The sequence below is a fragment of the Williamsia sp. Y712 genome, from assembly GCF_059445525.1.
In genome coordinates, this window is sequence record NZ_JCAIUN010000002.1 from 165,448 (window position 1) to 188,543 (window position 23,096).

Annotated in this window: 20 protein-coding genes; 14 read left to right on the forward strand and 6 right to left on the reverse strand. The window is 64.5% G+C overall.

Annotated features, from left to right (window positions below):
- Positions 1 to 18 precede the first annotated feature (18 nt).
- The gene (locus AC1D75_RS15555) at positions 19 to 693 is read right to left on the reverse strand and encodes a GNAT family N-acetyltransferase (RefSeq protein WP_495516231.1); all 675 of its coding nucleotides are present in this window, start codon (positions 691 to 693) and stop codon (positions 19 to 21) included.
- A 127-nt stretch (positions 694 to 820) separates the two neighbouring features.
- On the opposite strand from AC1D75_RS15555, the gene AC1D75_RS15560 reads away from it, so the two are divergent.
- The 9 genes from AC1D75_RS15560 to recD all read left to right on the forward strand — a co-directional run bounded on the left by AC1D75_RS15560 (position 821) and on the right by recD (position 14,471).
- The gene (locus AC1D75_RS15560; RefSeq protein ID WP_495516232.1) at positions 821 to 2,080 is read left to right on the forward strand and encodes an NAD(P)/FAD-dependent oxidoreductase; all 1,260 of its coding nucleotides are present in this window, start codon (positions 821 to 823) and stop codon (positions 2,078 to 2,080) included.
- Entirely contained in the window at positions 2,077 to 2,892 is an 816-nt protein-coding gene (locus AC1D75_RS15565) for a DUF1365 domain-containing protein (RefSeq protein WP_495516233.1), read from the forward strand. The genes AC1D75_RS15560 and AC1D75_RS15565 overlap by 4 nt, the downstream gene beginning before the upstream one ends.
- Positions 2,892 to 4,154: a class I SAM-dependent methyltransferase gene (locus tag AC1D75_RS15570; protein WP_495516234.1), complete on the forward strand. Its 1,263-nt coding sequence runs from the start codon at positions 2,892 to 2,894 to the stop codon at positions 4,152 to 4,154. The genes AC1D75_RS15565 and AC1D75_RS15570 overlap by 1 nt, the downstream gene beginning before the upstream one ends.
- Positions 4,155 to 4,160: 6 nt before the next feature.
- Complete coding sequence (locus AC1D75_RS15575) at positions 4,161 to 4,913, forward strand: SDR family NAD(P)-dependent oxidoreductase (RefSeq protein ID WP_495516235.1); 753 nt, start codon at positions 4,161 to 4,163, stop codon at positions 4,911 to 4,913.
- 82 nt (positions 4,914 to 4,995) lie between these two features.
- Positions 4,996 to 5,499: a pyridoxamine 5'-phosphate oxidase family protein gene (locus tag AC1D75_RS15580; RefSeq protein ID WP_495516236.1), complete on the forward strand. Its 504-nt coding sequence runs from the start codon at positions 4,996 to 4,998 to the stop codon at positions 5,497 to 5,499.
- A gap of 26 nt (positions 5,500 to 5,525) precedes the next feature.
- Positions 5,526 to 5,963: an acyl-CoA thioesterase gene (locus AC1D75_RS15585; protein WP_495516237.1), complete on the forward strand. Its 438-nt coding sequence runs from the start codon at positions 5,526 to 5,528 to the stop codon at positions 5,961 to 5,963.
- A 73-nt stretch (positions 5,964 to 6,036) separates the two neighbouring features.
- Positions 6,037 to 9,327 carry an exodeoxyribonuclease V subunit gamma gene (gene recC / locus AC1D75_RS15590; RefSeq protein WP_495516238.1) on the forward strand — a complete coding sequence of 1,097 codons (3,291 nt, stop codon included), beginning with the start codon at positions 6,037 to 6,039 and terminating at the stop codon, positions 9,325 to 9,327.
- Positions 9,328 to 9,330: 3 nt separating this feature from the next.
- Positions 9,331 to 12,633: a UvrD-helicase domain-containing protein gene (locus AC1D75_RS15595; protein ID WP_495516239.1), complete on the forward strand. Its 3,303-nt coding sequence runs from the start codon at positions 9,331 to 9,333 to the stop codon at positions 12,631 to 12,633.
- Positions 12,630 to 14,471 carry an exodeoxyribonuclease V subunit alpha gene (recD, locus tag AC1D75_RS15600; RefSeq protein ID WP_495516240.1) on the forward strand — a complete coding sequence of 614 codons (1,842 nt, stop codon included), beginning with the start codon at positions 12,630 to 12,632 and terminating at the stop codon, positions 14,469 to 14,471. Before AC1D75_RS15595 ends, recD begins: the two co-directional genes overlap by 4 nt.
- Here recD and AC1D75_RS15605 read toward each other — a convergent pair.
- Entirely contained in the window at positions 14,451 to 15,245 is a 795-nt protein-coding gene (locus tag AC1D75_RS15605; protein ID WP_495516241.1) for a PIG-L family deacetylase, read from the reverse strand. The two genes, recD and AC1D75_RS15605, sit on opposite strands and share 21 nt — an antisense overlap.
- 120 nt (positions 15,246 to 15,365) lie before the next feature.
- Here AC1D75_RS15605 and AC1D75_RS15610 point away from each other — a divergent pair, with 120 nt between their 5' ends.
- From AC1D75_RS15610 to AC1D75_RS15630, 5 genes are all read left to right on the forward strand, one after another.
- Positions 15,366 to 15,623: a LapA family protein gene (locus AC1D75_RS15610; protein WP_495516242.1), complete on the forward strand. Its 258-nt coding sequence runs from the start codon at positions 15,366 to 15,368 to the stop codon at positions 15,621 to 15,623.
- 77 nt (positions 15,624 to 15,700) lie between these two features.
- Entirely contained in the window at positions 15,701 to 17,371 is a 1,671-nt protein-coding gene (locus AC1D75_RS15615; protein WP_495516243.1) for an alpha/beta hydrolase, read from the forward strand.
- A gap of 48 nt (positions 17,372 to 17,419) precedes the next feature.
- Positions 17,420 to 18,013 (forward strand): sulfite oxidase-like oxidoreductase, encoded by a 594-nt coding sequence (locus AC1D75_RS15620; protein WP_495516244.1) that lies wholly within the window; start codon positions 17,420 to 17,422, stop codon positions 18,011 to 18,013.
- Positions 18,010 to 18,726: a ferredoxin reductase gene (locus tag AC1D75_RS15625; RefSeq protein ID WP_495516245.1), complete on the forward strand. Its 717-nt coding sequence runs from the start codon at positions 18,010 to 18,012 to the stop codon at positions 18,724 to 18,726. The genes AC1D75_RS15620 and AC1D75_RS15625 overlap by 4 nt, the downstream gene beginning before the upstream one ends.
- A complete protein-coding gene (locus AC1D75_RS15630; protein WP_495516246.1) occupies positions 18,723 to 19,796 on the forward strand; it encodes a threonine aldolase family protein in 1,074 nt (357 codons plus the stop codon). The genes AC1D75_RS15625 and AC1D75_RS15630 overlap by 4 nt, the downstream gene beginning before the upstream one ends.
- Here AC1D75_RS15630 and AC1D75_RS15635 read toward each other — a convergent pair.
- From AC1D75_RS15635 to AC1D75_RS15650, 4 genes are read right to left on the reverse strand one after another with little or no spacing between them, the layout of a single operon-like run.
- Positions 19,771 to 21,141, reverse strand: coding sequence for a TIGR01777 family oxidoreductase (locus tag AC1D75_RS15635; protein WP_495516247.1), 1,371 nt, complete (start codon positions 21,139 to 21,141; stop codon positions 19,771 to 19,773). The two genes, AC1D75_RS15630 and AC1D75_RS15635, sit on opposite strands and share 26 nt — an antisense overlap.
- 31 nt (positions 21,142 to 21,172) lie before the next feature.
- Entirely contained in the window at positions 21,173 to 21,766 is a 594-nt protein-coding gene (locus AC1D75_RS15640) for a TIGR03086 family metal-binding protein (protein WP_495516248.1), read from the reverse strand.
- Entirely contained in the window at positions 21,763 to 22,518 is a 756-nt protein-coding gene (locus AC1D75_RS15645; RefSeq protein WP_495516249.1) for a class I SAM-dependent methyltransferase, read from the reverse strand. Before AC1D75_RS15645 ends, AC1D75_RS15640 begins: the two co-directional genes overlap by 4 nt.
- Before the next feature lie 41 nt (positions 22,519 to 22,559).
- The gene (locus AC1D75_RS15650) at positions 22,560 to 23,087 is read right to left on the reverse strand and encodes a VOC family protein (protein WP_495516250.1); all 528 of its coding nucleotides are present in this window, start codon (positions 23,085 to 23,087) and stop codon (positions 22,560 to 22,562) included.
- Between the last annotated feature and the right edge of the window lie 9 nt (positions 23,088 to 23,096).

A 23,096-nucleotide genomic window follows, 5' to 3' on the forward strand; every position in this document is an offset into this window, starting at 1 on the left:
CGGGTAAAGACCGCCGGGTCAGGCGATCAGATGTGTGCTGGTGCGCGCAGCCTGCGCCCACGCGAAGTTGTTTGCTTCCCAATCGGTGCGGAGAATCTCGTACTCGACCTCGCCGCGCTCGGACCCGGCGATCGTGGTGTCGGCGCAGTCGTGCAGACGGACCAGACGCAGGCCGCAGTGCTCCATCACCCGCCTGGACGCGGTGTTGACCGCCATCGTGCCTGCGAAGAGCCTGCTGACCTTCAAGTCGTCGAATGCCAGCCGGACGAGAGCGCGGGCACCTTCGGTTGCCAACCCCTTACCCCACATGCTCCGGCGCAGCCGGTAGCTGAGCTCGAACTCTGATTCGGGTGAATGACGAGGTGCGCGGACGGCGAACCAGCCGATGAAGCTGCTCGCGGGCTCGGGGTGGCCCACCGAACGCGCAGCCACCAGGTCGAGCCGGTCGAGGGCGACCCACAGTCCCGCACCGCTGCGATGTGTCGCCTCGGCCACAGCTCGGGGGATCGTCCATTCTTCGATCACCTCGCGTGGTGTCGGCGTACCACCGGTCACATATCGCATCACCGCTGGATCGCGGTCGAGTTCCACAAGGTGGTCGGTGTCGCGGTGCGACACCGGCCGCAACACCAGGCGGTCGGTCTCGATGATCAACAATTTCCCCGTTTCGAAAGCGCGCTTGCGTGGCACCATACATTCTCCGAGGCGCTTGGTGGGAGGCATTGGGTCAGGGCGGTGTACCGGTGACCGATTGAAGCTGAGCTGGTGTGATGGGTTGAGCACCTACACTGACGTGGTGCGGCGTTCGAAATGTTTTCGTATGACGACGGTGGCGGTGGTCGGGTCCGGTGTGTCCGGACTCACCGCCGCATATCTGCTTCGCACGAACCATCAGGTGACGCTCTATGAGGGCGACGACCGCCTCGGTGGCCATGCGCACACCCATACCCTGGGCTCCGGGCACGCGGCCGTTCGCGTCGATTCCGGATTCATCGTCCACAACCACGACACCTACCCGTTGCTCCGAAAGCTCTTTTCGGAGTTGGGGGTTGATGTGGCGCCGACCGAGATGAGCATGAGCATCAACGACCGGTCCTCGGGTGTCCAATACGCAGGCGGTCGCGGGTTGCCGGGGATCTTTGCCCAGAGGCGCCGGATCCTCGATCCCCGGTTCGTGTGGATGTTGTTGCAGATCAAGCGCTTCCATCGGGCCGCCGCCGCGCACCTCGCCGACGCCGATGACGAGGACCTCAGTACGTACGGCGAGTTCCTGACCCGGCACGGATTCTCGGAGCACTTCATCAGGATGTTCGCGATCCCGCTCGTGTCGTGTGTGTGGTCGACCGGTTCGGCGAGATCCCTCGACTACCCGGCGCGCTATTTGTTTGCCTTCCTCGACAACCACGGGATGCTCACCGTCAAGGGTTCGCCGCAGTGGTACACCGTGCACGGCGGTTCCGGCACGTATGTCGACCGCATCGCAGCGACCCTCGACGACGTCACGACCGGGGCCCCTGTCACGCGTATCGAGCGAGGCGACGACGGTGTGCGAATCAGTGCGCCAGGACACCCGGACCGGGTTTTCGACCGAGTGGTCATCGCGACCCATGCCGATCAGGCCCTCGACCTGCTGGCAGATGCCTCAGAAGCCGAAAAGCAGGTCCTCGGAGCCTTCGGTTACGCGGCAAACGAAACGATCCTGCACACCGATTCCTCACTGATGCCGACCGTTGCCGGGGCCGGTGCCAGCTGGAACTACCTCACACCGGACGCGGGTGCCGACGACGCCGCGCCGGTGGTGACCTACTGGATGAACCGCCTGCAGCGCCTACCCGGACCAACGCAGTACTACGTGACACTCAACGGCAGGGATCGGATCAAACCGGATTCGATCATCGCATCCATGGCATACACACATCCGGTATACACGCCGGAAGCTGTTGCCGCACAGAAGCAATTGCCGGAAGTGTGTACCGCGCAAACGGCGTTCGCCGGTGCTTATCATGGCTGGGGCTTTCACGAGGACGGTGTTCGTTCGGGTGTCGCGGCCGCAGCGCATTTCGGGGCCGATTGGGTATGAAAGCCGAGGCGGTACTGCCACCCACGCCGGCGCTCGTGCCGGGGCGGGTGCGGCATGTGCGGCGGACACCTCTGCGGCACGGTTTCGATCACCGTGTGTACCAATGGCTGGTCGACCTCGATGAGCCACCGCCGATTCCTGCGGCGTTGCGTCCTTTTGCCCGCATATACGCCAAGGATCACCTCGGAGATCCGGGACCGCGTGCCGAATTGTCCGATCAGGCTGCCCAACTGCTCCAAATCAAACGCAATGTGGCGAACTACCTGGCAGTGCACGGTGTCGATCTGGGCCCGGACGGGCGGGTGCTGATGCTGGCGAACGCTCGGGTGCTCGGATACGTCTTCGATCCGTTGACCGTGTTCTGGTGCTGTTCGGGAGACACTCTGCGAGGGGTCGTCGCCGAGGTGCACAACACCTACGGTGAGCGCACCGCCTACCTGCTCGAGCCTCGATCCCAGCCCGAATCCCCGCCCGAACCGATAGTCGGAAACCTGCGGACGCAGGTGCCGAAGCACTTCTACGTCTCACCGTTCAACGACGTCTCCGGCGACTACGACATTAATGTCCGGCTCGATCCGGAGTCGGTCGGCGTCTCGATCAGTCTGCTCCGCGCAGGCACATCGATGTTCACCGCGAGGTTCGACGGGCGCCCGGCCGCGTACACATCACGTCTGCTGATCCGCACCCTGATCACCAATCCGCTCATGCCGCAACGCGTTTCCGCACTCATCGCGATCCATGGCGTGTGGTTGTGGCTTCGCCGTCTCCCGGTCGCGGCCCGGCCCGCGCATACACCGCCCGAAGGAGTTTGATGTCCGACCTGGCGCAGCCGGCGCAGCTACCCGAGCTTGCCGAGCCTTTCTGTTTGCGGCGACCGATCCTCGGTGGTGTCTGTTTTCTGGCCAGTCTTGCCCGGCTGTTCGTCAACCAGGCCGTCCGGCGCACACCGGTGCAGGTCAGCTATCCCGACGGCACGGTCCGCGGCGGTGGCGATGCGTCCGGCCCGCGCCTGGAGGTGGTTCGCCCCAAGTCGTTGCACGAACGGATGGGCCACAATCCCAAGATCGGGCTGGGCGAGGCATACATGGCAGGCGATTGGCGGGTCGCCGACGGCAGCGATCTGGGCGAGGCGCTGACCCCGTTTGCGGCGCGGCTGACGTCGCTTGTTCCGGAACCCTGGTGGAAGCTGCGGATCTTCGTCGACACCAAGATCCCGCACCGTCACAAGAACACCCCCGAGGGTTCGCGCCGCAACATCGGCGCACACTATGACCTCAGCAACGACCTCTTTGCCACCTTCCTCGATCCGACCATGACCTACAGCTCGGCGATGTTCGACCCGGCACGTCCACCGGCCTCACAGGACCTGGAGCAGGCCCAGTACCGCAAACTCGACGCGATCCTCGACCAGGCCGGTGTGAAGGCCGGTAGTCGGGTGCTGGAGATCGGGACCGGGTGGGGAGCGCTGGCGATCAGGGCCGCAGGACGTGGCGCTCACGTGACCACGGTGACGTTGTCGAGTGAACAGCTCGAAATGGCCAAGGAGCGGGTCAGCGCCGAAGGTGTGATGGGCATGGTCGATATTCGGCTGCAGGACTATCGGGCGGTGACCGGCGTATTCGACGCCATCGTCTCTGTCGAGATGATCGAGGCGGTGGGCGAGGAGTTCTGGCCGACGTACTTCGGCAAGATCGATTCGCTGTTGGCGCCCGGCGGCACGGTTGCCATCCAGGCGATTCTGATGCCTCATCAACGAATGTTGGCCACCCGCAGATCGTTTGGATGGATTCAGAAGTACATCTTCCCAGGCGGGCTGATCCCGTCGTTCGAGGCGATCGAGAAGACGCTCGCGCAGCACACGACGTTGCGGGTCACGGAGCGTCACGACTTCGGTCAGGACTACGCCGAGACACTGCGCCGGTGGCGGGCGTCGTTCACACGGCACCGGCAGACCGTGACGCAGTTGGGTTTCGACGAGACCTTCATGCGGATGTGGGAGTACTACCTGGCGTACTGCGAGGCCGGATTTGCCTCGGGCTATCTCCAGGTCAGCCAGATACAGATACGGAGGTGACCTGATATGACAGTGGACCTGGCCGGGAAGAGGGTCTGGGTGATCGGTGCGTCGAGCGGTATCGGCGCGGCAACCGCCCTGGCGCTGGTCAAACGAGGTGCCCACGTTGCCATCTCGGCCCGCCGTGACACCGAACTGCGTGAGGTGGCCGGATCGGCGATGACCGTCGCGGTTGCCGACGTCACCAACCGTGACTCGGTCGATTCGGCGGCCGCGCACGTGCGCGAGGCCCTGGGCGATATCGACGTGGTGATCATCAACGCCGGGTTCTGGGAACAGATGGACGCCGCCGAGTGGGACCGTGACCTGTTCGAGCGCCATGTGCAGGTGAATCTGCTCGGCATGAACAACTGCATCGGGGCCGTACTTCCACAGATGGTGGAGAAGGGCGCAGGCACGATCGTCGGTGTCGCATCGGTGGCCGGCTATCGCGGCCTTGGCGGCGCCGAGGCCTACGGCGCCACCAAGGCCGCGCAGATCAACATGCTCGAAGGGTTGCGTGTTGCGCTGCGCCGGAAGGGCGTCCGTGTCGTGACGGTCTGCCCGGGTTTCGTGAAGACGGGTCTGACGGAGTCGAACACGTTTCCCATGCCGTTTCTCATCGAGGCGGACGAAGCCGCCGAATCGATCTGCCGGGGTCTCGAGCGTGCTCAGATGGAGATCGTCTTCCCGGTTCCGATGGCCGCGTTGATGAAGGTGGCGCGTCTGCTGCCGGTCCGGTTGTGGGCACGGGTCTTCTCGGCGCGCGGCGCGATGTAGGGCGAGCGGATTCGATCAACGATTATTTTTCGGTGTGGCCGTGGTCGGTATGGCAGAGGGACGCCCGACCTGAGGAGACACCATGGGAGTTCACCCGACCGCACGATTCGACGATCGTTTCAGTCGTCCGGGGGCGGTGGCCGCCGACTGGGAACAGATATCGGGGATCCTGGCACGGGCCGAGTTGTATTGGGTGACAACGGTGCGCCGCGACGGACGGCCGCATGGCACGCCGCTGGTCGGGGTGTGGTCCGACGACCGTTTTTACTTCTGTAGCGGACCCGATGAGCAGAAGGTCCACAACCTCGCGGTCAACGATCAGGTCAGTGTCACGACCGGGGTGAACACCTGGCAGTGCGGCTGCGACGTGGTGATCGAGGGCACCTCGCAGCGGGTCACCGGTCAGGCGGAGCTGGCCTCGATTGCCAAGGCCTACTTCGGCAAATACGGGGACGCGTGGGCCTTTGAACCCGCGGAGGGTGGTTTCGGAACCGGCGACGATTTTGCCCTGGTGTACCGCGTCACACCGCAGAAAGTGTTCGCGTTCGAGAAGGATCCACACGGGCAGACCCGCTTCGACTTCTGAGGATCGTCACCACTACTGTGACATCGGTGAGTGACACGACAGGCGCCACCGAGGTCTCGCTGCAGCTGCGGTGGGGCGATATGGACGTCAACAACCATGTGAACAACGTGCAGTTCGCCCGGCTCTTCGAGGAAGCCCGCGTGCGCGCGGTGTCGGGCTGGATCCGCGACGGCTACGGTGCGGTCGCGATCCACGTCGCCCGGCAGGAAATCGAATTCGTCAGGCCTTTGCTCTACACCCCTGAGCCCGTCACCGCGCAGGTCTGGGTGAGTCGGCTCGGAGGCTCGTCTTTCGACTTCGGCAGTTCACTGACCGACGCATCGGGAAACGTTGTCGCCCTCTGTGAGACGACCGTCGTGGCAGTGCATTCCGAAACCGGCAAGGTTCTGCAGATCTCGGACGAGATGCGGGTCTTTCTGAAATCGAAGTCCGCTGATCCCGTTCCACTGCGCCGTCGGTCCTGATCACGGTCTCGTGGTCGCCTCGGGTGTCGGGCATTCGTGATACACCGGGGATGACAACCGGAAGGGGCCCTGCGTGCTGAGACTGCACCGCGCCGAGCGCACCAGCACGTTGGTGACCGCGCTCGCCGACATCTTGACGACCGTGCCGTCGGATCCGTTTGCTCGAGAACTGGTTGCGGTACCTGCGCAAGGTGTCGAACGGTGGCTGACGCAGCAGTTGTCGACCCGACTGGGTGCGACCGGCGGCGGGGCCGACGGTATCGCGGCCAACGTACTTTTTCCCCATCCGGCCGCGCTGGTCGATGACGTCATGGCGCAGGCCAGTGGTGTCGAATCCGGTCAGTTCGACGACGACCCGTGGTCCACCGGGCGGATGCTGTGGACGTTGCTGTCGGTCATCGACGACGCCGTCGACGATCCGGCCTGCGCGATCCTGGCCCGGCACCTGGGCCACTCGTCCGACGGGAAGGTCGGTTCGAAGTCGCCGGGTTTCCGGATCGGGCGGCGATACGGGACCGCGGAGCACCTGACCGCCCTGTTCCGGGGATACGGAACCCATCGCCCGCAGATGATCAACGACTGGCACAACGGACACGACACCGATGGTGCCGGCGAGCCACTCGATCCCGATCAGCGGTGGCAGGCCCATCTGTGGCGACTGCTGCGTCAGCGCATCGATTCGCCCAGTCCTCCCGAACGGCTCGAACAGGTCTGTGCGAGCTTGCTCGATCGATCAGATGTGGTGGATCTGCCCGAGCGGATCTCCCTGTTCGGCGTCACCCGTCTCAGTGCCGAGCAGTTGCAGGTCCTGGCCGCCCTCGGTGCGCATCGCGACATCAATCTCTTTCTGCCGCATGCCAGTCCGGCGATGTGGAAGAAGCTGCAGTCGAAGAACGCGCCCATCCGTCGCAGCGAGGTTGTCGTGCGCGACATCGAACATCCATTGCTGGCGTCGTTGTCCCGCGAGGTTCGCGAACTCCAGATCAACCTCTCCGCCGTTGCCGCGGATGATGTCCACCACACCGACGTACATGCCCGCGGCGGTACGCATCTCGAGCGTCTGCAGGATGCGTTTCGCGCCGATCAGGTCGCGGAACCCAGTGGGCGGGCAGATGGCAGTGTTCAGGTCCATTCCTGTCACGGTGCCGCGCGTCAGGTCGAGGTGCTACGCGAACTCGTGTTGCGGTTGTTCCAGGACGATCCGACACTCGATCCGCGCGACGTGATCGTCATGTGCCCCGACGTCGAAACCCACGCGCCGCTGATCCGGGCCGCATTCGGCCAGGTGAGTCATGCGCATCCCGGTCACGAACTGCGCGTACGCCTGGCAGACCGGGCACTGCGCCAGACCAACCCGCTCCTGGATGTGATGACCGACCTGCTGTTGCTGGCCGGGGGTCGGGTCAAGGCGAGTGAAGTACTCGACCTGTTGGACACGCCGCCGGTGCGGAGCCGATTCGGTTTCGGCGACGATGATCTCGAACGTCTGCGGCAATGGACCGCCGAATCCGGAGCCCGCTGGGGGATCAACGACAACCAGCGAAAACCGTTCGGGCTGGGAGGGTTCAGACAGAACACCTTCGACGCCGGACTCGACCGGATCCTGTTGGGTGTGGCCGCCGACGAGACGGAACTGGGCTGGCTCGACACCGCACTGCCGCTTGATGACGTGGACAGTGCCGACGTCGAGTTGGCAGGCAGATTCGCCGAGTTCATCAGCCGGCTCGACACTGCGCTGACCAGTTTGCGTGGTCCGCGTCCGGCAACACAGTGGGCAGAGAATCTGGCGACTGCACTGGATCTGCTCACCGCGGTACGCCCTGCCGACGCGTGGCAGCGGAGTCAGGCGCTTCGGGAACTGTCGTCGGCCACCGAACACGGCGGCGATACAACAGTGCGGCTCGCCGACATCCGGGCCATGCTGTCGCATCGGCTGGCCGGGCGTCCGACCAGGGCCAACTTCCGGACCGGTGAACTGACGGTGTGCACGATGGTCCCGATGCGGGCCGTGCCGCACCGGGTCGTCATCCTGCTGGGGCTCGATGACGAGAGCTACCCGCGTGTCGGCGGTATCAACGGCGACGACATCCTGGCGCGCAATCCCTGTGTCGGAGAACGAGATATCCGTAGTGAGGATCGTCAGTTGCTCCTCGATGCGACCATGTCGGCGATCGACAAGCTCATCATCTTGTATACGGGCACCGACCCGGTGACCGGTTTGCGCAGGCCGCCTGCGGTCCCGGTGGGCGAACTACTCGACACCGCAGATGCGATGCTGGCCGACGGCTCGACAGTGTCGACGTCACATCCGTTGCACGGCTTCGACCCGGCGAACTTTGCTGCCGAAAATCCCCTCAGCTTCGATCGCACGGCGCTTGCCGGGGCCGTGGCCACCCAATCGGTTCAGGTCTGCGAACCCGGATTTCTGCCGAAGCCACTGCCGCAGACGTCCGGTGATGTGGAGTTGTCCGACCTGATCGCCTTTGTCGAGCACCCGATGCGAGCATTCTGCCGCCAACGGCTGGGTATGTACCTCCCCGGCGACGACGAAGAGCTCAACGATGTGCTCAGCGCCGACATCGACGGTCTGGGCAAGTGGGCGATCGGCGATCGGATGCTGCAGGCCCGGCTTGGTGGAGCAGACGCCGAGGCGCTGCGCGGTGCCGAACTTCGGCGCGGAACCCTGCCACCGTTTCTTTTGGGCGCGAAGGTGTTCGGAGAGATCTCCGGTCTGGTCGAGTCGCTCGTGACTGTGGCGGCACCCCTCTATGAGGCACATCCCGACGTGATCGACGTGACCATCGATCTGGGCGACAACCGGCGGCTGACCGGGACCGTCCCGTCGGTCCATCGCGGCACGCTGGTCCGGACCATCTACTCCCGGCTGGCGGCAAAACACCGCCTGGCCGCGTGGGTCGGCTTGTTGGCGCTGGCTGCGTCCGGCTCCGACGTCAGCAGCTCCGTTGTCGTCGGCCGCGGATCGTATGGCCGCGTCCGGCGATCGACATTGGCAGCGCCGCCGAATCCGATTGCTGTGCTGCGTCAGATCGTCGACCTGCGCGATCGAGGTCTGCAGTCGCCACTTCCGTTGCCGACGGCCGCTGCCGCCGAGTACGCAGACCGTCGCCATCGTGGCGACGACACCGCTCTGGCCATGGACGCAGCCGACAAGAACTTCATGAACAAGTTCGGCGGCGACGCACAGGACGTCTACGTCCGGTACCTGCATGAGGGAGATTTCTCGGCCGTGATCGCCGAACCGGCGGTCGCAGAGGAAAAGGACTGGGATGAGCAGGGATCTCGTTTCGCGGCAGGCGCGATGCGGTTGTGGACGCCCTTGCTGGAATCGGAACAGGTGCGCTGAGACATGATCCAAAGTCCCATCGCGCCGGTCACGTTCGACATCACCGGACCGTTGCCTTCCGGCACCACCGTGCTCGAAGCCAGTGCCGGTACCGGAAAGACCTATGCCATCGTTGGTTTGGCTGCTCGGTATGTCGCAGACGGTGTTCCGCTGTCCGACCTTCTGCTGGTCACATTCAGCCGCTTCGCCACCGCCGAACTCCGTGAACGCACACGACTGCGGCTGACCTCGCTCGCTGCTGCCCTGACCGATCCTGCGGCCGCGAGGGATTCGGACGACCCGCTGGCCGCGATGCTCTCCGCGGGATCGCCGGGCGAGGTCGAGATACGGCGCAGACGCCTGGCAGATTCGGTGTCCGACTTCGACGCGGCCACCATCGCCACCACTCACACTTTCTGCAGCCGCATGCTCGACGGACTCGGCGTGGCCGGGGATTTCGAGAATGACATCACCCTTGTCGAAGATGTCAGTGACCTGATCACCGAGGTCACCGACGATCTGTACCTGCATCGCTTCAGTGGAAACGGCGCAGCGCCGTTCAGTCTGGTCGAGGCCCACTCCTTCTGCAGGCAGGCGGTCTTCCAGCGGCAGGCGAAGCTGTCTCCCATCACCGACCCCGACACCGACGAGTATCAGCGGATCGACTTCGCGAAGACGGTGATAGCCGAGGTGGAGCGCCGCAAGCGGCAGACGAACATTCGCGACTACGACGACCTGCAGATCCTGCTGCGCGATGCGCTTGAAGACCCCGAGCACGGCGAGCAGGCATGTCGTCGGGTGCGGAGCCGATTCCAGGTGGTTCTGGTCGACGAGTTCCAGGACACCGACCCGGTGCAGTGGGCGATCTTCCGGTTGGCCTTTCACGGGCACACCACCCTGGTGCTGGTGGGTGATCCGAAACAGTCGATCTACGCGTTCCGCGGGGCCGAGGTGTTCAGTTACCTCGAAGCCGTTCGGGCCGCCGACAACCATCAGGCACTGCCCACCAACTGGCGCAGTGATGCCGATCTGGTCGAGGCGCTCGACCGTGTCTATGGCGGTGCGGCACTGGGTAGCCCCGAGATCGTGGTGCATGAGGTCGGGGCCACACATACCGAGTCGCGATTGCCGGGCCAGATCCCATTGCGACTGCGTTACCTGAACCGCCGGGGCCACGGACCGATGGGCAAGAGCGGATTCCCCGCGCTCGACCGGCTGCGACGTTCGGTGGCCGACGATGTCGCCGCGGACCTGACCCGACTGCTGAATTCCCGGACGCCGTTGTGTGGCGCCGGAGGCGAACGTCCGGTGGCACCCGGCGACATCGCCGTTCTCGTCCGAAATCATCGGCACCTCACGATGATCCAGGCGGCGCTGGACAGCAGGGGAGTGCCGTCGGTGCTGGCGGGCGGTACCAGTGTTTACAGCACGCAGGGTGCGCTCGACTGGTTGTGGCTGCTGCAGGCGATGGAACAACCCAGCCGAAGCGCGCGTATCCGATTGGCTGCACTCACGCCATTGCTCGGATGGACCGCCGCAGAACTGGATTCCGGTGCCGACGGGCTGACCGCTGACATCAGCGCGTTGATCCGTGAACTGGTCGCCGTGTATCACGAGTCGGGTTTTGCGGCCGTATACGAACATCTCTCAGGGGTTCGCGACGTGCCCGGCCGGGTGCTGTCCGTGGTCGGTGGGGAGCGTCGGCTCACGGATCTGACCCACGTGGCCCAGCTCTGCAATCGTGCCGTGGTTGAGGAGGGTTTGGGTCTGACCGCATTGGTGCGCAGACTCGGACAGTTGATCAACGACCCGACGTCCGGCAATCAGGCTGACCAGAGCCGGCGCCTCGACAGCGACGCCGCGGCCGTGCAGCTGCTCACCGTGCACCGGAGCAAGGGGCTCGAGTTCCCGATCGTCTATGTGCCGTATGGCTGGGACGGGGCGCAACATCCTTCACCGGACACGTTCCTGCTTCACGATGAGGCGGGCAAGCGACTGCTCGACATCGGTGGCAAGGATGCACCCGGCTACCGCGATCGCCGGGAGGCCTCCGCGACCGAGGACAACGGTGAAGAGCTGCGACTGCTGTACGTTGCGTTGACCCGCGCGGCATCGGCGGTCGTGGTGTGGTGGGCGCCGGGGACCTCGGCACGGTCGTCGCCACTGCACCGATTGCTCTTCAGCCGCGACCGGTCGAATCCCGATCCGCGACCGGTGGTGCCGGACGACGCGAAGGTAGGCCAATTCCTGACGGCCTGGGGCGAGACCGCCGGCGACCGGGTGCGGGTGGAACCGGCCGACTACGGGACAGAGGGCGACCTACCGTGGGTGCCGCAACGGGCCGAAACAGGCGAACTCGCGGTGGCGCGATTCACCCGCCACATCGACCACACCTGGCGGCGCACGTCGTATTCGGCCCTGGTCGCCGGTACGCATCATGAACCGGCGGTGGCCAGTGAACCGGAGTCGGAGGTCAAGACCGACGAGCAGGTCACCGAGCCACTGGACGTCCCGGTCACCGACGGGGCAGGCGACCTGCCGCATCCGTCGTTGATGAACACCCTGCCTTTTGGTGCGGCATTCGGAACCCTGGTCCACGAGGTGCTCGAGGTCATCGACACCGACGCCACCGACCTGGCGGCCGAGGTGGCAACGCGCTGCCGGGACGCGGTGGCGATGTGGATGGCGCAGGCCGATCCCGAGGTGCTCTCGACCGCACTGCTTGCGGTCCTGCGGACACCGCTCGGGTTGCAGCCGGAGACAACCCTGGGGCAGCTGGCGACCAGGGATCGGTTGGCCGAGCTCGACTTCGAGTTTCCACTCGGTGGCGACGAATCGACCACGCTGCGCGCGATCAGCGATTTGATGGACACCCATCTGGCGGCCGACGACCTGCTCGTCGGTTATCCGCAGCACCTGCGCGGCGTGCAGGCGCCCCCGCTGCGCGGATTCCTTGTCGGCAGTATCGACGCAGTCCTGCGACTGCCAGGCAACCGGTTCGTCATCGTCGATTACAAGACCAACCGGACCGCACGTGGGGATCTCAGTGCGCTCGACTACACGCCGGAGCGGATGGCCCGCGAGATGATCAACTCGCACTATCCGTTGCAGGCGCTGCTCTATTCGGTTGCCCTGCACCGATATCTGCGGTGGCGGTTACCGGGGTACGACCCCGAGGTCAATCTCGCCGGCGCCCAGTACCACTTCGTCCGGGGCATGATCGGTCCCGACACCCCAGCCGGATGTGGTGTCTTCCAATGGCATCCGCCGGCATCGCTGATCGTCGCGGTCTCAGATCTGATCGCCGGAAGGACAGTGCAGCTGTGACGGTGCAGTACGACGCGCGGATTGCGGTCAATGCCCATCCCACACTGGTGCCGTTCAACGCCGCCGGTGTGCTCAGTACTGCCGATGTGCATGTGGCGCAACGGCTGGCGGGTCTGAGCAAGGCGGATATCGATCCGAATGTTCTGCTCGCGACCGCACTTGCGGTCCGGGCCGTGCGATTGGGTTCGGTCTGTGTCGAGGTCAACCGGCTGTCCGAGGTCGCCATCGACGAGGACGAATTCGGCGTCGACCCCGATTCGCTGCCGTGGCCCGATGCGGCAGCGGTCGTCGCTGCACTCGAGGTCAGTCCGCTGGTGACCGGATCGGCGTCCGGTCCGCTGCGCCCACTGCACCTGGCCCGGACGCCGGAGGGCCCGTTGCTGTACTTGCGGCGGTACTTCCTGCAAGAGCAGCGGATCCGTGAACTCCTCGACGACCGAACACACAGCCACCCGGAGATGAATGCCGATCGGCTGCTCACCGGTCTGCGGAGGCATTTTCCCGATGAGGGACCTGATCGGCAACGGATCGCTGCCGCGTTGGCCAGTGCCGGTTGGACCACCGTGATCGCCGGTGGACCGGGCACCGGCAAAACCCACACGGTCGCACGGGTATTGGCGTTGATGTTCGACGAATACGGTCCCTCCTTGCGGGTGGCGCTGGCAGCGCCGACCGGCCGGGCAGCAGCCCAGCTGGAAGAATCGGTGCGGTCGCAGGCCGATGAACTGGGCTTGCCAACCGACCTCACCGCGACCACCCTGCACCGTCTGCTGGGTTGGAAACCGGGGAGCCGCAGTCGATTTGCGCATGATTCGGGCAATCGGCTGCCGCATGAACTGGTGGTCGTCGATGAGACGTCGATGGTCTCACTGACCATGATGGCCAGACTGCTCGACGCGTTGCGGCCCCAGGCGCGGCTGGTCTTGGTCGGTGATCCCGATCAGCTCGCCTCGGTCGACGCCGGTGCCGTGCTGGCCGATCTGGTCTATCGGCCGGTCACCGAGCAGATCAACCCGATCCTCAAGACACTGATCGAACCGGATCTCGTGGACGACCGCAGCGATCCCGATGCCCTTGACGCCGACGAGAGGTCGCGGTTGGCGGGAGGGGTCATCAGGCTGACCAAGGTGCGCCGGTTCGGCGAGCAGATCAAAGGTCTGGCCGCTGCGGTTCGTGACGGCGACGCCGATTCGGTGATCGATCTGCTCGCGGCCGGGCACAGCCAGTTCGAGTTGGTCGATCCCGGTGACCTGGGGTCGGTGCGTGATGACATCGTCACCACCGCCGATCAGATGCGACGTGCAGGTGCACGGGGTGACGCGCAGACCGCCCTTGCGGGCCTACACACCCACCGCCTTCTGTGTGCGCACCGCGAAGGCACATCGGGCGTCGAACACTGGTCTCGGCAGGCGATGGAGTGGATCGGGACGACCGCGGGTGCGCAGGACTGGTACCCCGGCCAGCCGTTGTTGGTCACGGCCAACGACTACGACACCGGCATCTTCAACGGAGATACCGGCGTGGTGGTGAGCAGCGGTGGACGGTTGATGGTCGCGTTCCGGCGCGGATCGGCGGTGAAGATGCTGCATCCTTCGCAGTTGGTGGCGGCGGTCCCGGTGTATGCGATGACAATTCACCGCAGCCAGGGATCTCAGTACGAGTCGGTGTCGGTGGTGATACCGCCGGATCGCTCCGCATTGCTGACGCGGGAGCTGCTGTACACGGCGATCACCCGGGCCAGCGGCCACGTGCGGCTCATCGGTACAGAAGAGTCCATCCGCGCCGGTGTCGAACGAAAAGTGCTGCGGGCCAGCGGTCTACGGACGTCCGTCGGCTGAATCGGCCGGCCCGGAGAAATCCAGGGCGTCCAGGGGATCGGCAGCCAACGGTATCCGCAGGAACCACTCATTGCGGATCACCTGGCGGCGGGTCTTCTCGGGCAGCTCGGCCAGCATCGTCATTGCGCCACCGCGGTCCATTTCGGAGCGGTGAGCTTGGAGCGCCTTCCATTTGATGTCGAGCCACTCCGACACATCGATGGTGGTGTCCACGGTGTTGTCGGGTATCCCCGGCAACGGTCCGGCCGGTCCGCCCGTTTTGCGAACCTCCGGCCACAGCACTTGGGCGGCCGAGTGGGGCATCGTCGCGAGATAGAGCAGCCGGGTCCGCCACGGTGCACCCGCTTCCGGATACAACTGACCGAACGCGGCCGCGCCGATGGCGGCAACAGTCGCCCGATGCGCCAGGACGTGATCGGGGTGCCCATAGACACCGAGTGGGTCATACGTCGCGATGGTGTCCGGCCGGAATCGCCGGATGTGGGCGACGATCTTTTCGACCACCTCGTCGAAGGGTGCATCACAGAACGCCGGTTGGTCTGGTGCTGACTCGGGAAACGGCCGGTCTGCGTACCCGAGCAGTAGGGGAGGTCCGGCCTTCAAGAGTTTCAGCGAGGCCTCGAGTTCGCGGCCACGGAATGTTCCTTCTGCCCACGTACACGTGATCACGGCGGTGCGTCCACCACGCTGCGCGCAATGTGCCAGCACTCCACCGGTCCACATCGCCTCGTCGTCGGGGTGCGCGTGGATACAGAGCAAACTGGGATGGGGCACTCCGCCACCCTAACGCGGTGCCCGGCGAAACAATCTTCGATGGCGCAAGCAGCGAAATTGGCACAACTTCGTCTATCCGGAGCGTGCCGAATTGTCCGGTCGACGGACTATTGTCACGTTATGTCCAAAAGTGCAGGCACGTCGTCTTCCAACATCTTCTCCAAGGTCTCGCCGGCCGGCTGGGCTGCCCTGATTCTTGCGATTATCGCGGTTATCTTTGTGCTTCAGAATCGTGATTCGACATCCATCACGCTTTTCTGGATCGATGTCACCTCACCGCTCTGGTTCACCCTGCTGATGATCTTTGTCGTCGGCTGGGTGGTCGGCATCCTGATGATGCGTGGCCGTAGCAAGAAGAAGGAAGTAGTAACCAAGTAACCGGTTCTGCTTGTGTGCAGATGCCCCTGCTAGCTTCTGAGGATTCACCATTCGGGTGAGTTGAATACGGAGGCACAGTGACACTGCGCTGGTCGAAAGTTGTGCCAGGACGATATGTTTTCGGCGGGCTGGTCGTTGCCTTGGTTGCGATCTGGTTCTCGTTGACTCCTTCGCTGCTTCCCCGGAGCGCGCTGTTCCAAGGTGTCATCAGCGGTGCGTCCGGCGCTTTCGGTTACGGACTCGGCGTGCTTGTTTCGATGTTGATCCGCTACCTCGGTATGCGCGAAGTCCCTGAGAAGTACAAACGAATCGGTTGGTTTGCCCTGGCGGCCATCGCGCTGATCGGTACGATTCTGATGCTCGTCTCATTTGGTCTTTGGCAGCACGACCTTCGGGATCTGATGGACGTCGAGTCGTTTTCGGCGAAAGGCTATCCGCTGCTGGTCGTACTCGCAGCGGTGGCGTTCGTGCTGTTTGTTGCCATCGGGCGTGCATTTGTGCGGTTGACGCGATGGGTGTCGGCGAAGGTCAGTCGTGTTGTGCCGCCACGGATCGCGGGATTCGTCGCTGCGGCTCTGGTAGTCGTGATCACTGTCGGTGTGCTCAATGGTGTGGTCACACGCGTGGTGATGTCGAGTCTCAACGACAGCTTTGCGGCGATCAACAACGAAACCGACCCCGACACCGAACCTCCGTTGTCGACGTATCGTTCGGGTGGACCCGACTCGCTGGTGACGTGGGATTCGCTCGGACGCCAGGGCCGGATCTTCGTCTCGAACGGCCCGTCTGTCGAAGATCTGTCGGCGTTCAACAATGCACAGGCGACGGAACCGATCCGCGCCTACTCCGGACTGGCCTCAGCTGACGGGTATCGGCCCGAAGCCGAACTCGCTGCCGACGAACTCGTGCGTGCCGGTGGCCTGGAGCGTGGCGTGATCGCGGTCGGAACCACCACGGGCACCGGGTGGATCAACGAAAGTACCGTCAGCGCACTGGAATACCTGTACAACGGCAACACCGCGGTGGTGTCGATGCAGTATTCGTACCTGCCGAGTCCGATCTCGTTCCTCGTCGACCAGGAACGGGCTCGCCAGGCCGGACGTGCGTTGTTCGAGGCGGTGTATGCGAAGTGGAACGCGCTTCCCGAGGATTCACGTCCGAAGCTGGTGGTCTTCGGCGAGAGCCTCGGTTCGTTCGGTGGTGAAAGTGCGTTCAGCGGAGTCGAGGACATCGCCGCTCGCACCGACGGTGCACTGTTCATCGGCCCCACCTACACCAACGAGATCTGGGAACAGACGACCGACGACCGGGAACCCGGTTCACCGCAATGGTTGCCGGTGTACGGAGATGGGGAGACGGCGCGGTTCGTTGCCCGGGCCTCTGATCTCGAGTCTCCGGGGGCGTCGTGGCCGGGGCCGCGGATCGTGTACCTGCAGCATCCGTCGGACCCGATCACCTGGTGGTCGCCGAGCCTGGCGCTTCGTAAGCCGGACTGGCTCCGCGAGTCGCGTGGGTACGACGTACTCGACAGTGTTCGCTGGATTCCGTTGGTGACCTTTTTGCAGGTGTCGGCCGACATGGCCGACTCCAACAGCGTGCCGGACGGCCATGGACACACCTTCCACGCCGATATCGCGAACTCGTGGGCAGCCATCCTCGATCCAGAAGGTTGGACCGCCGACGACACGCAGCGCCTGCGTCAGGTCCTCACCGACCAACGCGAAAACCCGGCCCAGCACGAGGACTGAGTCGATGATGGGCTGCGGCAGGCGGCCCGGCAGCGCACACTGGCAGGCATGGCCATCATCAACAAGGGTTTCGGGACCCGTCGCCGACAAAAGGACGAACGACTCCCACCGGGGCAGTATCTGACGAGTGACTTCCCGGTTCTGTCGGCCGGTCCGACACCGCTGATCGACCCGGTGGAATGGAATTTCGAGGTCAGCCTGCTCGACGGGCAACGCAAGAGCTGGTCGTGGGACGAGTTCATGTCGCTTCCGCAGCAAGACATCACGGTTGACATCCACTGTGTGACGGCATGGTCGAAGCTGGCGACGATGTGGCGGGGTGTGTCGCTCGACGTCCTCCTCGGCGATGAGGTCGATCCCGACGGATACCTGATGGCCCACTGCCATGGCGGATATACCACCAACGTCCCGTTGGAGGATGTGCTCGACGGGCAGGCGTGGATTGCGCACACCTTTGAGGGGGAGCCGCTCGAAGCCGAACACGGTGGGCCGGCGCGACTGCTGATCCCACACCTGTACTTCTGGAAGTCCGCGAAGTGGATCAGTGGGCTCACCGAGATGGCGCAGGACGTTCCGGGTTTCTGGGAGAGCAATGGCTATCACAACCATGGGGACCCGTGGAAAGAGGAACGGTATTGGTGAACGGCTGGCGGCCGGCGATGCTTGTCGCGGCGTCGATGGAGACGCCGACCGCCCGGACCCTCCGACTACAGGTGCCCGGCCGTGGTCGGGTGTTACCGGGCCAGCACATCGACATCCGTTTGACCGCGGAGGACGGCTACCAGGCAGTGCGGTCGTACTCGGTGGCGGGGGTGTTCGGTGATGATTTCCTCGAGACGACGGTGCAAGAACTCGTCGACGGCGAGGTGTCGCCCTACCTCATCGGAGATCTCGAAGTCGGTGATCAGGTGGAGATTCGCGGACCAATCGGTCGCTGGTTCGTCTGGCGCCCCGCGGATCCGGCACCGGTGCAATTGATCGCCGGTGGTTCGGGTGTGGTGCCGCTGATGTCGATGATCCGGGAGCGCGAAAAGGCAGGCACGACGGTGCCGTTTAGTCTCCTGTACTCGGTGCGCAGCCCGGAAAACGATTACTACCGGGCCGAACTCGACCAGCTGAGCTCGACTGGACGTCTGCAGGTCGACTATGTGTACACCCGTCGTGCGCCTGCGGATGCCCAGCGGCGACCGGGACGACTGACATCGGATGAACTGGCATCGTTGGTGATCCCGGTGGATCAACAGCCGGAGTTCCGGGTGTGCGGACCGACAGCGTTCGTCGAACAATGTGCCCGGTGGTTGCTGGACCTGGAATACCCCGCGAACACGATCAGGACGGAAAGGTTTGGTGGATGACATCCATGTCGGAACCGGCGGATCAGCTACACGATCCGCAGTGGCGGGCGTTCGCGTCGGACAACTACGCCGGAATGCTGCCCGAGGTGCTCGCCGCACTGGCGGCGGCCAACGGCGGACATCAGCCCTCGTATGGTGATGACGCCTATACCGAGCAGCTCAGACGTGTGGTCCGCCGCGAGTTCGGTGCGCGGGCGGAGGTGTTCCCGGTGTTCAACGGAACCGCCGCCAACGTGGTGAGCCTGACGGCGATGCTGCCCCGATGGGGTGCGGCGATCGTGTCGGAGTCCGCGCACGTCCACAACGACGAGGGTGGTGCGCCGGAACGGGTCAGTGGCATCAAACTCCTCACGGTGCCGACGAGTGACGGGAAGCTGACACCGGAATCCATTGCGACGCAGGCATATGGGTTCGGTGATGTGCATCGGGCGCAGCCCCTGGCGGTCAGTCTGACCCAGTCGACCGAACTCGGAACCCTGTATTCGCGCGATGAGATCGCGGCCATCTGCGAGTACGCCCACGGGCAGCGGATGATGGTCCACGTCGACGGTGCCAGAGTGTGGAATGCTGCTGCTGCGCTGGGTCTTTCGCTCGGCGAGTTCACCGCTGCCGCGGGTGTTGATGTGGTGAGCCTCGGTGGGACCAAGGTGGGTGCATTGGGGGCGGAGGCCGTGGTTGTCATCAACCCCGACTCGGTAACCGGCACCGACTACATCCGCAAGCTCAGCATGCAGTTGGCGAGCAAGATGCGTTTCGTCTCGGCGCAGTTGCTGGCGCTGTTCGACGACGGCACGGCGTTGCGGGCCGGGGCACACGCCAATGCCATGGCCACCCGGCTTCGCGGTCTGCTCGACGGGACGCCCGGCCTCACGATCACCCAGCCCACCGAGGTGAACGCGGTGTTTGCCACGCTCGATCCGGTGGTGGCGGAGCGGGTGCGTTCGGTGTGGAAGTTCTACACCTGGAACGAGGCCACCGCCGAGGTTCGGTGGATGTGTTCGTTCGACACCACACCCGAGGACGTCGACGGGTTCGCCTCGGCGATCAAGTCCGAACTCGCGACTCGGTGACGGGCCGGTCGGGGTCGCCACCGAGTTGGTGACGTAACACCTCGTCGATCTCGGTCATCCGGAACCGGTGGCCCACCGCCGTGAGACGTGCGGCGCTCACGCGCTGATTGGCCAGCGCCAGTTCTTTGGCACCCTCTGATCCGAGGATGACCTGTGGGCCCAGGCTCGGGACCGGGATGATCGCAGGCCGGTGTACCGCTCCGGCCAGCGCGGAGGTGTATTCGGAGTTGCGGACCGGGTTCGGCGCAACCGCATTGACCGGACCGGAGAGTCGTTCGTCGACGATCGCGCGATAGTAGATGTCGATGAGATCGTCGATGCCGATCCAGGACAGCCACTGGTTTCCATCGCCGAGCCGCCCGCCGAGTCCGAGGGTGAACAGCGGTCGCATCAACTTCAGGGTTCCGCCCTCCGCTGCCTGGACGATTCCGGTCCGGACGTTCACCACCCGCGCTCCGGCGGCGGCTGCCGGTGACGTGGCATCTTCCCAGTCGGATACGACGTCGGCGAGGAAACCGTCTCCGCGCGAGGAGTTTTCGTCGAGTACCGAATCTCCGCGGTCGTAGCCGTAGAACCCGATGGCTGACGCGCAAACAAAAGTCGGGGCGGGGTCGGTGATGCCGGCAACACGTGCAAGTGCTGCTGTCGGCTCAATCCTGCTGTCCCGGATCGCGGATTTGTGTCCGTCGTTGAATCGCCCGGCTATCGACGCGCCGGCCAGATGCACCACGGCATCGACACCTGCCAAGAGGTCGTCGGCGGGATCGGTGGGGTTCCAGCGTCGTTCGTCGGGGCCCTCGGGGGCGCGTCTGACCAGGGAGATGACGGGGTGACCGCCGGTGGTCAGCAATGCTCGAAGAGCGGTTCCGACAAGTCCCGACGCGCCGGTCATGGCGATCGTCAAGGGTTTACCGGCCAACGGCATCGCCCAGGCGTGGGCAGCCAGATCGTCGGCCAATTGCCGGTGCCGGTAACGAAACATCGGACGCAGCAGTGCCGTCGGGACAGCGGTGTCCACGGTGTCGGTCACCTTGGTGGTCTGCGGATCGATCTCCGAGAAACCGTGGTGGTGGGTCCATGTCATCACCAACCGCAGCGGCCACGAATCGAGTTGATCGACAAACTGATTCGGTGGGTGGAAGCGCGTCGGCTGATGTCGGGCCACCCACTTCAGGCCGCATCCGAACGACAGCACGGCGGTGCCGTCCTCCAGCGAGTCGGCTTCCTTCACCAGTGATGGCGGTGCCCAGGGTGGTGACAGGCGCGCGAAAGCTCCTGGCCTGCCGTGCCAGGCGAACACTTCGTCGATGGGTGTGGAGACCGTGCTCGTGTACGTAATGCCCATATTGTCCAGGCTACGCAGGGATTCGATCCGGCTACGGTGCTTTCCAGTGCGGATCCCTGCCCAGCAGTCCGAGCAGCCTGTCGTGGAGGGGAGCGGTGTCCGGTACGTCCACGATCGGTCCGAACACGACGATGCCGGGGCCGAAAGCCTCCGGTACACGCATTATGTCGGGCATGTCCTGGACGCCCTGCCACGCCGCTTCGACCTCGGCAGGATCAATTCGGTGTTCGAGTCCGAGCGCACGTGCCAGATCCCATCCATGGACCACCAGGTCGGCGCTTGCGACTCCATCGACGTGGTCGGCGAACGTGGAAGGCCCCATGGGTGTCTCCACCGTGGACTCGGCGACTGCGGTATCGGCAAGGGCCCGTTCGATGTCAGCGCGGGCGTGGTTGAACGCACCGAGCGGATCGGCGTCCACGGTCGGTGCCGGTGACAGTGTCTGCTCCAGGGGAGCGAACATCGCGGACTGCATGTCCACGATGTGCTGCAGCACGTCGGCCGCGGTCCACTCGGCGCACGGGGATGGCGAAGACCAGCGGTCCGGCGGCGCTGCGGCGATCACCGCGGCAAAGGTTGTGGCGCGGCGGGCATATCTGTCGGCAATGGTTTCGGGACCGCTCATCGGCTGACCTCCCTGGGAAGTAGGACGTACCCGGTGTAACCGTAGTGGGTGCCGTGGTCCCTTCGGACGTTTATCTCCTGACCGACCAGGTCGAGATCGGCAGACGCGTCGGGTAACTCCTGCCTGAGCTCGTCTATCCGCAAGCCCAAGGGGATGTAGTACTCATCCCAGTCGGTCTCGGGCAGGAGATAGGTGGCTGCGACCGTCCAGCCGAGTTCGATTGCCGCGGAGACATTTTGGCCGGTCGTTCGCATTTCCGGATACGCGGAGTTCCAGAATTCGGTGGCGCCGGCCGACGGTGTCCCGGTGAGCCAATCCGCCTCGGTCAGCACCAGCGCACCGCCCGGCGCCAAAAGGCGGCGCCACGACGTCAGAGCGTTGTCGAAGCCGATGATGTAGGCGGCACCTTCGGCCCACACCAGATCAAAGGAATGATCGGGGTAGTTCAGGTCTTCCATCGAGACGTTCGAGACCGTCACCTGGCTGCGTAGGCCTGCGGCCTTGGTTTTCGAGACCAGTTCGTCAAGAAATGGCTGATGGGTGTCGATGGCGGTGACATGCGCACCGAGGCCTGCCAGAACCATGGTGGCAGGCCCGGTGCCTGCGCCGATGTCCAGGATTCGGAGTGGACGATCCCCGGCCGAAGCGGTGTGGAAAGCAGCGAGGCGAAACAGGAGTTCGGTCGTCGTCTCGGAACCCGGTGCCTCGCGGGGCAAGCCCACATGCGCGGCGAAGAACAGATCTTCGATCATGAAGCGGATGCTGCCACCTTGCCCGAGCACGGGCAACGCTTTTACGCTCCTGCGCCCTGTTGGGCCGCCCATTCGGCTACCCGGGCAGCACTCTGCTCGTCGGAGAGGTCCTCGACCCGTGTCATCACCGTCCACCTGATGCCGAACGGGTCGCGGAGTGATGCAAAGCGGTCACCGGAGACAAACGTCTGTGCCGGCTCGCGCACGGTCGCGCCCAGTTCGATGGCCCGAGCGAGCACCGCATCGACATCCGCAACGTAGACCGACAGGGAGTAGCAGTCGGAATCACCGGACTGTCGGGGGATCAGGCCATACTGGGAATCGGGATCGCCGAGCTGCAACTTGCCGTTGTCGAAGTCGAGTACGGCATGGGCGACGATCTGCTCGCCGTCCGGTCCGGGGAACTCGGTGCTCTGGCTGAGGGTGGCAGAGAAGACGTCTTGGTAGAACGCGATGGCGTCTTTGGCAGGAGTGACGACGATGAACGGGGTCAGGGAGGTGAAGCCATGTGGCACACCGTGTTCTGTGTGTTGTCCGTGAGCTGCAGTCGTAGTTGTCATGGAATCCATGCTGACCGT